This window comes from Enterococcus sp. DIV0240d, from assembly GCF_051711245.1.
Lineage (GTDB): Bacteria > Bacillota > Bacilli > Lactobacillales > Enterococcaceae > Enterococcus_D > Enterococcus_D casseliflavus.
On sequence record NZ_JBIOMG010000001.1, the window covers coordinates 1,322,365 to 1,336,821 of the forward strand.

Sequence of the window (14,457 nt, forward strand, 5' to 3'; positions counted from 1 at the left end):
TTTAAAAGACTGACTTGACGGAAAACTTGAAAATAAGTATACTTAATTAACAATGTTAATTAAGTGGTTCGCCATAAAGAGGACACGAGGTAGAGGGGAAGAGAAACGTATGATCAAATTAGTCATCACAGATTTAGACGGTACATTTTTGAACAGCCAAGGCAGTTTTGATCGGCCTTATTATGAACAAGTCAGCCAACAAATGAAAGAAGCGGGTGTTGCTTTTGCTGCGTGTACCGGCAAACAGTGTGAACGAGTGGAAGAACTGTTTGGTGAAGCAGCAGCGGATGTTTGGATTCTTGGGGATAGCGCGACCCGCATCAAACATCAAGGCGAATACATCTTTGAATCACTGCTGCCAAACGAATTAGGGCGGCGGATCATTGCGAAGCTCGCTGCGATTGCGCAAGATCATGTGATCATCGCCTGTACACCGACTGCGGCATACATTGCGGAAACGACCAATGAAGCAGATGCCCAGAAAGTTCGAGGCTCTTATCGGGTGGTCAAAACGGTGACGGATTATCAAACCATCACCGAAGATTTTGTGAAGCTCACTATTTTTGATCCCAAACTACGTTGCTTTAAGCATGTCCAACAGTTAGGTGAGTTTACAAACGACGCCTACATCGTGGCTTCGGAAGCCGCTTGGATCGATATCACCAATCAAGGCGTCCACAAAGGAACGACTGTGGCACACTTGCAAGAATTGCTGCACGTCACACCAGAAGAGACTATGGTCTTCGGCGATGGCTTGAACGATTTGGAGTTGATGGCAGCTGGCACGTTTAGTTTCGCCATGAGCAATGCCTTTGAGGAAGTCAAGGCAGCGGCAGCGTTTGTGACCAAGTCAAACGATGAAAATGGCGTGCTGAAAACCATCGAATGTCTGTTACCGCTACAAATGAACCAATAAAAAAACCGCTCCCTAGCAGGGATAGCACGTACTTTCATTTGACTGAAAGTAGAGTGCTGCCTGTTGCTAAGGCGCGGTTTTTTCGTTATGCATGTGGTTGACTGACGCTATAAGGATAGGCATCGGCTGACCACTCTTTGCTGCGAGGGACGATACCTAGCTGGAAGTTCAATGTACCACCGGCAGTCAATTCTTGGTGGGTGAAAAACAATCGCTCGAAGGGTTCTTCGTTCAATGTGATTTTATCCACGAAGAGCTGTTGCGGCGCATTGGGCGTGCTCTTGATCACTAAGTCTTTGCCTGAAGCAAGATGTAGTGTTGCTTGATCAAATAATGGCATGCCGATGACATATTCCCCCGTCCCTGGTGTGACTGGATAAAAGCCCAAGGAGTTGAAAATGTACCAACCAGCCATGCTACCGTTGTCTTCATCGCCAGGAAAGCCTTTGGGCGAGTAATTGAAGCATTGTGTCAATAGCTGCTTGATCAAGGGCTGTGCCATTTCTGGTTTGCCCAAATAGCTGAATAGATACGGATAGTGGAAGCTTGGTTGATTGGAGATCGCCAGCTGACCAAAATCGAGTGCAGCCATCTCGCTCATTTCATGGATCTCAAAGCCGTAGCCTTCTGTCGTATAGCGAGGTTCTTGATTGCACAAGTCGATCAGTTTTGCTTCAAAGGCCGCTTTGCCGCCGTGTTCGGCGATCAAGCCAGCGAAATCATGGTAAACAGCAAAACTGCTTTGCCACGCACTGCCTTCTGCATAGTCTAAGCCCCAGCGTATGTCACTGAATTCTGGACGAAAGGCACCATCGGGATCTTTTGCCCGCATAAAGCCAGTTTCCTGATCGAAAATGTTGCGGTAGTTTTGCGATTGCTGCTGATAATAGTCTGCTTGCTCGTCACCCAGCTGTTGCGCGACTTGTGAAATACAAAAATCACTGTAACAATAATCAAGGGTGTGATTGACCGATTCATGATGCGTCAATGGCACATACCCATAAGTCAAATAGTCCGTCGTGCCGCGCCGACCATAATTGGGATTTTCACTTTGGACGGTGGCGCCTTTTTTCATCGCTGCTAAAAATTCGGGCATCAAATCAGGACGAATGCCTTTTACTGCGGCATCAGCGATCACGGCATCGATCAGCGTCCCTGGCATCAATCCACGCTCATCTGGCGATAGCCATTTTGGTAAAAAGCCGCTTTCGCGATAACTGTTCAAAAAGCCTTCCAGCATGTCTTCCAATTGTTCGACAGCCAAGAGTGAAAAGAGCGGGTAGACAGTTTTATACGTATCCCAAAAGCCGTTGTTTGTATACAGTGGTCCTGGTTTGATTGCTTTTGCCAAGGTATCCCAATGCATTTTGCAGCCCTCTTGGTCGATTTCGAAGAAGGTTTGAGGAAACAAGAATAAGCGATAAAAATTATGATAAAAAGTAGAAACTTGTGTTTGATCGTGATGCTCAATCTCGATTTTTTGCAAAAAATGATTCCATTGCTGTTGGACAGAAGCCAGATAATCGTCAGGAGCCCATTGCTGTTCCCGTTGCAAGTTCAAACAAGCTTGTTCGCGACTGAGAAACGAGGTCGCAAAACGGATCGTCTGTGTTTGGCAATCATCAAAGCGGAGAACGACGAAGGCTTCTTTGCCTGTCAAGGCACCTTCGATCGCCGTGGTGGGTGTTTCAAAACGATAGACGAAATGGAAGGTGAAGCGTTCATCTTCGCACCCTGAAAATACGATCAGTTGACCAGCCACTGTTTGTTCATCCACCTGTTCTAAGACATAGTCACCCGGCAGTGACAAGCCAAGACCTGGCTGATCCCCGCAGTTTTCAATAGTCAGCACACCGCCATACATACTGGGGATCAAAGTCGTTGTTGTTAAATACCGCTGCGTCTTGATTTTAAGAAAGGCTGGATTAAAGGTGCTTTCTTCGGGACGATACGAGCTTTGCGCATGGAAAAGGGTATTTTCAGAAAGCGTGCCGTTTATCGGCAGCATCGTCAGATGGCTGAAATCCCCCATCCATGGGCTAGGCTGATGGGTGAGGCGAAAGCCCTGAAAGGTTCGATCTTCTGGATGAAACCACCAACTGCCGCGTTGATCGCTGGTTTGCGGGGCAAAGTAGTTCATGCCAAAAGGAACCCCTGTATAAGGCAGGCAGTTGCCGTGGGAAAAACTATATTGGTTGTCTGTTCCGTGTCGTGTGTCGATCATTGATACGTTCACTTGGTTCACTCCTTTAATTGGGTTGATTCTCTTTTGATCAAAGAAACCGCCACTAGATGGGTGGTCGTCTCCGTTGGTACTGGGGTTGCTGCCTTCGCAGCGTTGATTTTCTCAATCACTTGGTTTCCTGCCAAGCGCCCCATCTCGGCAAAATTCTGCCCGATAGTCGTTAGTGCTGGATCAACGAGGGCTGCGGCTTGGATATTATCGAAACCAACTAGGGAAATGTTGGCAGGGACGTGCAAATCTGCTTGGCGCAAAGCACGCATCAATTCAATGGCGATCAAGTCATTTTCACAGACGGCTGCCGTGACCTGATGTTCTTCCAAGTAGGCAAGCGCATTCGCGATGCTGGCAGCCGTGTCGTCGAGCTTGGTGCGAAAGGTTCTTTGGGCTTTTTTCAGCGCATCGATGTAACCTAGATAACGCTGACGGACGGATTGCGGATGATGGGTATCACCAAAAATATAAGCGATCCGTTGATGCCCCAACGCAAGTAAATGCTCCGTGGCTAGCTGTCCGCCTTGAAAGTTATCTGGCATCACCGCTGGAAAATCAAACTCATGCAGCTTTTTATCTAAGGTCACGATAGGAAAGTGCTTTTCAGCACATTCGAACAGCAAGTCATAGTAAGAAAACGTATTGCTGGCGTAATAGATCAGGCCGTCGAATTCTTGCATCAGCTCAGCTGCCGTCGTTTTTTCCAAATAATCCACTGGTGTCATCAAAAGTTCAAAGCCGTGTTCTTGCATCACGGGGTAAATGCCTTCGGTAAAGTTTCCTAAAGAGAGATCATTGGCAAAGGGCAAGACAAACAAAATTCGTCCAGTCGCTTTTTTTTCCTTCAATTCTCGGACAAAGCTGCCGCTGCCTTGCACGCGATAGATCAGCTGATTTTGTTCCAGTTCCGTCAAGGCTCTTTTAGAGGTGATCCGACTGACTTGGTATTGTTCAGATAGTTCTTTTTCAGTAGGGACACGACTGCCAGGCGCTAATCGCCCTTCAACGATGGCTTCGTGAAGCTCCGCGTAAATTTTTTTATATAATGGTTGTTTCATAAGAAAACCCCTTTTGATATATCATATTTGTTAGCATACCATAAACCAATAAAAATGAAAACCCTTTAATTATTTTGAAAAAGCGCTAGACATTCAATTAATTCATGATATACTAGGTTCGTAAATTGATATATCAAATCAGGGAAGGTGATGGAATGGTTTATAAAGAAATACCAACTTCAGTAGCAAAATTTATGGAAACGATTACGGATCTATGCGGAGAAACGCATGCCGATTGGGCGAAAAATTTTAACGCAGCCTTTGCCAATACACTATTAACGACGGTCAAGCGTCATGAGGATGGCACGACCTTTTTACTGACGGGGGACATTCCAGCCATGTGGCTGCGAGATTCCACTGCACAAGTTCGTCCGTATTTGGTGATCGCCAAAGAAGATGAAGACTTAGCAAGCATGATCAGCGGGTTAGTTAAAAAGCAATTCTACTATATTACGATCGATCCTTACGCAAATGCCTTTAACGAATCAGCCAATGGCGCTGGCCACCAAACAGACGATACAGAAATGAACGATTGGATCTGGGAACGCAAATATGAGATCGACTCTTTGTGTTATCCGATCCAACTGGCCTATCTGCTATATAAAAACACAGGCAGAACCGATCAGTTCAATGATGATTTTGTAACAGGCATCAAAAAAGCCTTGGAGGTGTTTGTGACAGAACAAAACCATGAGGAGTCTCCATATCGCTTTGAACGGGATACCTGGCGAAAAGAAGATACCTTGACTCATGACGGCAAAGGCGCACCAGTGAAACCCGTCGGCTTGACTTGGTCAGGCTTTCGACCAAGTGATGATGCCTGCAAATACGGCTATTTGATTCCCTCCAATATGTTTGCGGTGGTGGTCTTAGGCTATATCCGAGAAATCTTTACGACGGTTTTAGAAGATGCAGCGATCGTGGCACAAGCGAAAAAATTGCAAGCAGATATCGAAGCAGGGATTAAAGCATATGGGTTGACCACGAACCAAGCTGGCGAAGAAGTCTACGCCTATGAAGTGGATGGATTCGGCAATGGCACCCTGATGGATGACAGCAATGTGCCGAATTTGATCGCCGCCCCTTACTTGGGGTATGGCAGCATGGAAGATCCCCTTTATCTTCAAACCCGTAAAACGTTGTTGAGCAGTGAAAATCCGTATTTCTATGAAGGGAAATACGCCAAAGGCATTGGTAGCTCTCATACGCCAGAAAATTATGTGTGGCCGATCGCCATGGCAATGGAAGGGATGACCACCACTGACAAAGAAGAAAAGAAACGAATTTTGGATCAGTTAGTGGCGACAGATGCGGGTACAAATTTGATGCATGAAGGGTTCGATGTCGATGATCCTTCGCAATACACGAGAGAATGGTTCTCGTGGGCGAACATGATGTTTTGTGAATTGGTTATGGATTATTTCGATATCCGAGTGGAAAAATAAGCAGCACGACCCATCACCATTCGAGTGACACAAAAAGCAGTCCAACGACGCAAACAGCGAGGAGTAAAAATCAATGAAGAAACAAGTTTATATCATCTCACACAGCCACTGGGATCGGGAATGGTACATGCCTTACGAACAGCATCACATGCGGCTAGTGGAATTGATGGATGATCTTTTAGAATTAATTGAAAATGACCCTGAGTTCCACAGCTTCCATCTAGATGGACAGACGATCATCTTGGATGACTATTTAGAAGTGCGGCCTGAAAAACGCGAGGCGGTCAAAGCGGCCATCAAACAAGGGAAATTACAGATCGGTCCGTTTTATATTTTGCAAGATGACTTTTTGATCAGTGCCGAATCAAACACCCGTAATATGCTGATTGGAATGGCAGAAAGCAAAAAGTGGGGCACCCCCGTTATGTTGGGGTATTTCCCAGATACTTTCGGCAATATGGGACAAACTCCGCAAATGATGCTGCAAGCCAATCTTGAAAGTGCTGCATTTGGGCGTGGCGTCAAACCGATCGGCTTTGACAACGAAGTTTTACCCGATGATCAATTTACTTCCCAATATTCTGAAATGCATTGGGAAGGTCCAGATGGCAGTCAAATCTTTGGTCTACTTTTTGCCAACTGGTACTCCAATGGCAATGAGATTCCAGTGGATAAAGCAGAAGCCAAAGCTTTTTGGACACAAAAACTGCAAGATGTAGAAAAATTTGGTGCCACCAATCATTACTTAATGATGAATGGGGTCGATCATCAACCCGTCCAAAAAGACATTTCGGCAGCGATTCGTACAGCCAACGAGCTATTCCCAGAGTATGAATTCAAACACGCCAGCTTTACCGAATACCTTGAAGCGGTGCAAGCAGATCTGCCAGATGACCTAGGAACTGTCACAGGTGAATTGACCAGTCAAGAAACCGATGGTTGGTATACTTTAGCCAATACCGCCTCTTCCCGAGTTTATCTAAAACAATGGAATACAAAGGTTTCCCGCCAATTAGAAAATGTTGCGGAGCCATTAGCAACTATGGCTTATGAAGCAAACGGCAGCTATCCTCACGATATGTTGGATCATGCGTGGAAAACCCTGATGCAAAATCATCCTCACGACAGTATCTGCGGCTGTTCAGTGGACGAAGTACACCGAGAAATGATGCCGCGCTTTGAAAAAGCCAATGAAATCGGCAAGTTCGTGGCAGATGAAGCGTTACGCAATTTAGTAGCCGCCATCGACACGAGCCAGTTTCCTGAGGAGAGTCGCCCTTTCGTGGTCTTCAACACCACTGGCAGCACCCGTTCTGGTTTAGTGGAAGTCGTGATCGAACTTGAGCGTAAAACATTCCGTGAAGGATTGCCAAGCAAGCTTTACCACGAATTGTTGGCGAAGCCAAAAGGTTCTTATTCGGTGATCGATGAACAGGGGAACCCTGTTGCTGCGATTATCAGTGAAGAAGAGGTCCTTTTTGACTATGAATTGCCTAAAGATGCTTTTCGGATTCCTTTCATGAAACGCTTTGTCAAGGTCCAAGTTGAAGCAAACCAGTTGCCAGAATTTTCATGGCAGACCTTTGCCCTAGTAGAAAAAGCCGCTACGCCAGTAGAGAGCGCCCCGATCGTTTCAGAAGGAGGGCGCAAACTTGCCAACGCACATTTGGAAGCCGTCATTACTGAAAACGGCAGCTTGACGATTACAGACAAAGCAACCCAAAAAACGTATCGCAATTTACTGGTTTTCGAGGATGTGGGGGATATCGCCAATGAGTACATCTTCAAACAACCAGAAGGGGATCAAGCAATCTTATCGACACAATTTCCGCATCACGTGACGATCGAACAAAACGATCCACTGGTGGGGATCGTGCGACTGACGCAAGAATTGCAGATTCCCGTTTCAGCAGATGACCGTTTGTTAGAAGAACAAAAAGCTGTTGTCGATTTCCGTTTCCGTAAGGCACAGCGGAGTCAAGAATTGGTTGCATTCAAGATCGAGACGGAGATTCGCTTAGAACGAACCAGCAACCGCCTGGCATTTAAAACCACCGTCAACAACCAAAGCAAAGATCACCGACTGCGGGTGTTATTCCCAACAGGGATCATCACGGATTTCCATGAAGCTGACAGCATTTATGAAGTCGTAAAACGGCCGAATCAGGTTTCCAGTCATTGGGAAAACCCAACAAATCCGCAGCATCAGCACGCCTTTGTCAACTTGCATGATGAAACTGGCGGCATGACGGTTTCTAATTTTGGTTTGAACGAATATGAAATCGTGAAGGATCAGATCTGCTTGACCTTGTTGCGCTGTACGGGAGAGCTAGGCGATTGGGGCTACTTCCCAACACCAGAAGCGCAATGCTTAGGCAGCCACACCTTTGAATACGGTGTAGCCTGTCATGGGGCTCCTGAAGAACGTTATGAAACGTATCGCCAAGCACAAGCTGCCCAAGTTCCTTGGACGGCAAGTCAGACCGACAAGCATCAAGGCAAGCTAGCCAGCAGCAACCAATACATGGAAGCTCATGGAACGACGGTAGCTATCACCGCTTTAAAACGCAATCGCCAAGACCAGCAGATCGTTTTGCGGGGCTATAATTTGGCGGATCGAGCCACTGCCTTTCACGTGCAAAAAGAGCAGGCGACGCTCTGTCTGTTGAACCTTTTAGAGGAAGAACAAGCATCGACCGTCAATCAGCAATTACACCCATATGAAATTCGTACCATTGGAGTAAAGGAGTGAGAAATGATGGTTTATGGAGGAATTGAAGCCGGCGGCACAAAAATGATTTGTGCCGTTGCCGATGAACAGTTGACGATCATCGCCCAAGAGTCGATCCCAACGACAACACCGGAGGAAACGTTAGCGGCGATCTTTGCCTTTTTCGATCCCTACGATCTCGTGTCATTAGGGGTCGGTTCCTTTGGTCCGATCGGGATCGATCCAACCCAAGCGACCTATGGCCACATACTAGCGACGCCGAAACAGGGCTGGCAGCAGTTCGATTTTCTCGGTGCATTGAAGAAGCGCTACCCAGAGACAGCATTTGCTTGGACAACAGATGTCAATGCTGCCGCTTATGGGGAATTACGCCAAGGAGCGGCGCAAGGCAAAGACAGCTGTGTCTATTTGACAGTAGGAACCGGCATTGGCGCAGGAGTCGTTCGTGAAGGAAAGATTTTCGAGGGGATCGGTCATTCAGAAATCGGTCATACCTATGTCAAACGTCACAGTGAAGATACGTATGCTGGTACATGCCCGTATCACGGCGACTGTCTGGAAGGATTAGCCGCAGGGCCTTCTTTAGAAGGACGTACGGGGATCAAAGGACAAGACTTGCCGCAAGCGCACGAGATTTGGGGGTTGCAGGCCTTTTATCTAGGGCAAGCGCTGGTCAATATCACGTTGACCTTAGCACCTGAGAAAATCATTTTAGGCGGTGGGGTCATGAATCAGCCGCATCTACTCGCTCAAATCCAACAAGCCTTCCAAAAACAAATGGCAGGCTATATGGAGACACCACCAGTGGAAGACTACATCGTCACTTGGGGCTTGCCGAACAAAAGCGGGATTATCGGCTGTCTCTTGTTAGGCAAAGAGCAGGTGACTGCCCATGACTAACCTGTATTTTCCTAAAGATTTTTGGTGGGGAGCTGCTGCCAGCGGTCCGCAAACTGAAGGACGAACGGCCGATGATGGCAAAGGTGATTCGATTTGGGACTATTGGTACGCAACGGAGCCAGAACGTTTTTATCAAAAACGGGGACCAAAAGATACCGTCCAGCTGCTGCAGCGTTACCCAGAAGATGTGGCGTTGATGAAAGAGATCGGCTTTAATTCTTTTCGAACCTCGATCCAGTGGAGTCGCTTGCTGCCAGAAGGAAGAGGGGCGGTCAATCAACAAGCGGTGGCGTTTTATCGCGAGTACTTCGCCACTTTGATCGAAAATGGCATCGAACCCTTCATCAATTTGTATCATTTTGATATGCCGATGGCACTGCAAAAAGAAGGCGGCTGGCTCAATCGCGAGACTGTCACAGCATTTGCAGATTATGCTGCTTTGTGTTTTGAGTTGTTCGGTGATCAAGTCCGTCATTGGTTCACGCAAAATGAACCGATCGTGCCAGTGGAGATGGGGTATTTGTATCAACAGCATTACCCAGCAGAAATCAACTTGGCACATGCGGTGCAAGTCGGCTACCATGAAGCACTCGCCAGCGCCTTAGCGATCCAACGCTTCCGTCAATCTCAGCAATCAGGCGAAATCGGCATCATCTTGAATTTGACACCGACTTATCCGAAAGATCCGAACGATGAAAAAGATGTCCAAGCGGCGCAACTGGCAGATGCCTTTTTTAACCGATCCTTCTTAGATCCAGCGGTCAAAGGCACCTTTCCTGTAGAATTGATCGCTGTCTTAAACGAGTTGGCGATCATGCCAGAAACCAGAGCAGAAGATTTGCAGATCATTAAAGAAAACACGGTCGATCTCTTGGGGGTCAACTATTATCAGCCACGGCGGGTGCAGCAAAAGCGTTCTGCCAAAACAGCGGACACACCAATGCCAGAAGATTACTTCGATGTGTATGATTGGCCAGAAAAGAAAATCAATCCCCATCGAGGCTGGGAGATCTATGAACGAGGCATCTATGATACCTTGATCAACCTACGAGACAACTACGGCAATATCCCCTGTTATATTTCAGAAAACGGCATGGGGGTCGAAGATGAAACACGCTTTATCGATGCCAGCGGTCAGATCCAAGATGAGTACCGTATCACCTTTATCAAAGATCATTTGCGGTATGTTCACCAAGCGATCCAAGAAGGCAGCCAGTGCCGCGGGTATCACATGTGGACCTGCATGGACAATTGGTCTTGGCTGAATGAATTCAAAAATCGTTACGGGTTTATTGCTGTCGATTTGGCTACCCAAAAACGGACCATCAAAAAGTCTGGTGAGTGGTTCCACGAAGTGATTCTACAAAACGGCTTTGTCGACTGATCATTCATAAAAAACAAATCAATGAAGCGTCCTATCTTGCAAAAGGTAGGACGTTTTTCAGGTTTTTAGAGAATAAAAACAAAATATAAACAAAGACCTTTAATTTGTTTCATTTTATCTTTAGTTTGTTCCTTATTTTTTAGGGATGAAAGCGTTATTCTAGTAGCATGAAGGAGATGATGAGATGTGAAGAAAAAGGGGTTTTGGAGGAATGTCTGGCAATACAAAGCATTGATATTGATGGCTTTGCCAGGTGTTGTCTGGTTTATCTTTTTTTTCTATATACCTGTATTCGCAAATGTGGTGGCGTTCAAAGATTTCCACATTTCACCAGACGGCTTTTTTGCCAGTTTGAAACAAAGCCCATGGGTCGGCTTTGATAACTTTAAATTTTTATTTGCATCCAATGATGCTTGGCTGATCACTAGAAATACCCTACTCTACAATATCGTATTTTTAGCATTCAACCTATTCTTTGCGATTGCCTTTGCCATTATTATGAGTGAGCTGCGCAATAAGCGCTTGGTAAAAGTGTATCACACGATGTCCCTGTTGCCGTACTTCCTTTCTTGGGTGGTTATTTCGTACTTTGTCTATGCCTTTTTGAGTCCAGACAAAGGGATCATTAACCAATGGATCACGGGTATGGGCGGTGAAGGAATCAACTGGTATGCTGATCCGAAATGGTGGCCGTTTATTTTCGTCTTTATGAATGTCTGGAAGAGCTTAGGCTACAACAGCATCATCTATTATGCGTCAGTGGTCGGGATCGATCAGACGTATTACGAAGCCGCGATGGTCGATGGCGCCAGCAAATGGCAGCAGATCAAAAATGTGACGTTGCCACAGCTGATTCCAATGATTTCTGTTTTGTTGATTTTGAACATCGGTGGGATCTTCCGTGCCGACTTCGGACTTTTCTATCAAGTCCCACGAAACTCTGGGGCGTTGTACCAAGTCACCTCCGTTTTAGATACGTACATTTATAATGGACTGACTGCCACAGGCGACTTCGGGATGACCGCAGCTGCCGGCCTTTATCAATCAGTGGTTGGGGCATTACTATTACTAACAGCGAATTTGGTTGTTCGTAAACTAGAACCAGATTCAGCATTATTCTAAGGAGGATGGATAAATGAAGAAAAAAGTAACGAAAGTCGAGATCCGCTCCTTTAACCCAACGGTCAACCTGATTTTTAATATCGTGATCGGTCTGTTCGCGATTTCCTGTGTCTTGCCGTTTCTCTTTGTGATCGCGATCTCATTGACCAGTGAAACCTCTTTGGCAGAAAACGGCTATCGCTTTTGGCCACAAGAATTTTCGTTCGCAGCGTATACCTACCTGTTTAGCGGACAAATGAGCAGCAAAATTTTCCAAGCATTTGGCGTATCTATTTTTATCACTGTTTTTGGTACCTTCGTCAATGCAACGATGACTTCGCTATATGCCTATGTCATCTCTCGCTCAAATTTTCCATTCCGTCGTTTCTTTACGATCTTCGCTTTGATCACCATGTTGTTTGCGCCAGGGATGGTTGCCAATTACTTAGTGATGGTCAACTTGATCCAATTGAAAGACACGATTTGGGCGTTGATTTTACCCCTTGCCTTAGGGCCTTTTAATATCCTTGTTATGCGGACCTTCTTTAAAAAGACGGTACCAGATAGTATTATAGAATCTGCGCGCATCGACGGGGCCAGCGAAATGAAGATTTTTCTGTCCATCGTGTTGCCGTTAGCCGTTCCAGGGATCGCAACGATCAGTCTATTTGCCGCTCTTGGCTATTGGAATGACTGGTTCAATGCATTGTTGTATATTCAAAAAGACTCTTTAGTGCCGTTACAAGCACTTTTGATGCGGATTCAAAGCAACTTGGACTATCTAGCCAAAAGCTCTGGTATGGCTGCCCAGATCCAAGGTGGTTTGGCCGCTTTGCCAAGCGAAACTGCTCGCATGGCAATCGTTGTTGTTGCAACCTTACCGATTGCGATCACCTATCCATTCTTCCAACGGTATTTTGTCGGTGGTCTGACAATTGGTGGCGTCAAAGAATAATCAAATAAGTATAGGGAGGAAACAAAAATGAATTTGTGGAAAAAAACAGCTTTTGCTGGGATGGCCGCAGCGGCAACTTTGGGAATGGCTGCCTGTGGGTCGAACGGCGCAACATCCGATTCAGAAAACAATGCAGACGGCGTAACGACTTTATTGATGTATCAAGTCGGGGACAAGCCAGAAAACTTTGATCAATTAATGGAGATCGCCAATAAACGCATTGAAGAAAAAACCAACGCTCGCATCGATCTGCAGTATATCGGCTGGGGTGATTGGGATCAAAAAATGAGTACCATCATTTCATCGGGTGAAAACTACGATATTTCCTTTGCCTCAAACTATGTTGCGAATGCGCAAAAAGGCGCGTATGCAGATTTGACGGAGTTAGCACCAAAATATGCCAAAGAAGCGTATGATCAATTAGACGAATCTTATATCAAAGGCAATACGATCGACGGAAAATTATATGCCTTTCCAGTCAATGGCAATATTTATGCCCAACAAGTCTTGACCTTCAATAAAGAGTATTTAGATAAATATGATTTGGATATTAGCGGGATCGAATCTTATGCAGATGCCGAAGACGTGTTGAAGAAGTTTAAAGAAGAAGAACCAAACATCGCACCGTTTGCGATCGGACAAACCTTTAATGTTTCTGGAAACTATGATTATGTGATCGGGAAAGATTACCCATTTGCTGTTAAATTGGACGGCGATACAACGAAGATCATCAATCAATACGAAGATGATGAACAAATGGAAAACTTGAAATTGATGCACAAATGGTACAACGAAGGCTTGATCCCAACTGATGCAGCCACTAATACGACTGGTTACCCATTAGAAGGCAACACATGGTTCATGCGTGAAGAAACCCAAGGACCAATGGATTACGGCGATACGATCTTAAGCAATGCCGCAGGTCATGAATTGGTTTCACGTCCAATCACGAAACAATTAAAATCAACAGGTCAAGCGCAAATGGCAAACTTTGTCGTAGCGAATGTTTCGAAAAATAAAGAAAAAGCAGTGGAAGTGTTGGGCTTGTTGAACAGCGACCCTGAATTGTTGAATGGATTGGTTTGGGGTGTCGAAGGCGAAGCATGGGAAAAAATCGAGGGCGAAGACAACAAAATCCGTCTCCTTGATGGCTACTTGCCAAATACTCGGATGGCTGCTTGGAACACTGGGAACAACATGATCCTTTATACACAAGAATCCATCACAGACGATATGATCAAAGAGCGTGATGAAAATATTGCTAACGCTGAAGCATCACCAATCTTAGGGTTCAACTTCAAGACTGATAATGTGAAAACAGAAATCACGAATATCGCCAATGTCATGAACCGTTACAAAGCAAGTTTAGCAACGGGAACGATCGATCCAGAAGAAAATGTTCCGAAACTAAACGAAGAATTAAAAACCGCTGGCTGGGAGAAGGTCCGCGATGAAATGCAAAAACAATTTGATGAGTATCGTGCAAGCCAAGAATAAGCAACAGGCGCCGCTCACCAATCAATAGATCAAGTAAGCCGGAGGCTAAACGCATCAGGACCAATGGTTCCCACGTCTAGCTTCTGGCTGCTTTTTCTTTAAAGTAAATAGCGAAATTTTTTGATGGAAAAATAACGTTACTTTTGTTTTTTAACCTTCAAGCAGCAAGCATGGAGCATCTAAAACGTACATAGCATTAAAAGATTCTCAGGTAGCTTGAGTAGGAAGCTAAAA

The 14,457-nt window shown here is 45.6% G+C and carries 10 protein-coding genes; 8 read left to right on the plus strand and 2 right to left on the minus strand.

Going from position 1 to position 14,457, the window contains the following annotated elements:
- Nucleotides 1-109 precede the first annotated feature (109 nt).
- Nucleotides 110-916 (plus strand): Cof-type HAD-IIB family hydrolase, encoded by an 807-nt coding sequence (locus IGJ25_RS06260; RefSeq protein ID WP_438779165.1) that lies wholly within the window; start codon nt 110-112, stop codon nt 914-916.
- A gap of 85 nt (nt 917-1,001) precedes the next feature.
- Here IGJ25_RS06260 and IGJ25_RS06265 read toward each other — a convergent pair whose 3' ends face one another.
- Nucleotides 1,002-3,152 (minus strand): GH92 family glycosyl hydrolase, encoded by a 2,151-nt coding sequence (locus tag IGJ25_RS06265; RefSeq protein ID WP_096741438.1) that lies wholly within the window; start codon nt 3,150-3,152, stop codon nt 1,002-1,004.
- 5 nt (nt 3,153-3,157) lie between these two features.
- Complete coding sequence (locus IGJ25_RS06270) at nt 3,158-4,210, minus strand: GntR family transcriptional regulator (RefSeq protein ID WP_096741437.1); 1,053 nt, start codon at nt 4,208-4,210, stop codon at nt 3,158-3,160.
- Between the two features lie 155 nt (nt 4,211-4,365).
- Here IGJ25_RS06270 and IGJ25_RS06275 point away from each other — a divergent pair, with 155 nt between their 5' ends.
- The 7 genes from IGJ25_RS06275 to IGJ25_RS06305 all read left to right on the plus strand — a co-directional run bounded on the left by IGJ25_RS06275 (nt 4,366) and on the right by IGJ25_RS06305 (nt 14,223).
- On the plus strand, nt 4,366-5,655 hold the full coding sequence (locus IGJ25_RS06275) for a glycoside hydrolase family 125 protein (RefSeq protein ID WP_438779166.1): 1,290 nt from the start codon (nt 4,366-4,368) through the stop codon (nt 5,653-5,655).
- Between the two features lie 73 nt (nt 5,656-5,728).
- The gene (locus IGJ25_RS06280) at nt 5,729-8,407 is read left to right on the plus strand and encodes an alpha-mannosidase (RefSeq protein ID WP_194185455.1); all 2,679 of its coding nucleotides are present in this window, start codon (nt 5,729-5,731) and stop codon (nt 8,405-8,407) included.
- A 3-nt stretch (nt 8,408-8,410) separates the two neighbouring features.
- The gene (locus IGJ25_RS06285; protein WP_438779167.1) at nt 8,411-9,286 is read left to right on the plus strand and encodes an ROK family protein; all 876 of its coding nucleotides are present in this window, start codon (nt 8,411-8,413) and stop codon (nt 9,284-9,286) included.
- Nucleotides 9,279-10,670 carry a glycoside hydrolase family 1 protein gene (locus tag IGJ25_RS06290; protein WP_010747779.1) on the plus strand — a complete coding sequence of 464 codons (1,392 nt, stop codon included), beginning with the start codon at nt 9,279-9,281 and terminating at the stop codon, nt 10,668-10,670. The genes IGJ25_RS06285 and IGJ25_RS06290 overlap by 8 nt, the downstream gene beginning before the upstream one ends.
- A 240-nt stretch (nt 10,671-10,910) precedes the next feature.
- Nucleotides 10,911-11,792, plus strand: a complete 882-nt coding sequence (locus IGJ25_RS06295) for an ABC transporter permease (RefSeq protein WP_086294872.1) — start codon at nt 10,911-10,913, stop codon at nt 11,790-11,792.
- A 13-nt stretch (nt 11,793-11,805) separates the two neighbouring features.
- The gene (locus tag IGJ25_RS06300; protein WP_005225516.1) at nt 11,806-12,726 is read left to right on the plus strand and encodes a carbohydrate ABC transporter permease; all 921 of its coding nucleotides are present in this window, start codon (nt 11,806-11,808) and stop codon (nt 12,724-12,726) included.
- 27 nt (nt 12,727-12,753) lie between these two features.
- Nucleotides 12,754-14,223: an ABC transporter substrate-binding protein gene (locus IGJ25_RS06305; RefSeq protein ID WP_005225517.1), complete on the plus strand. Its 1,470-nt coding sequence runs from the start codon at nt 12,754-12,756 to the stop codon at nt 14,221-14,223.
- The last annotated feature ends 234 nt before the right edge of the window (nt 14,224-14,457 follow it).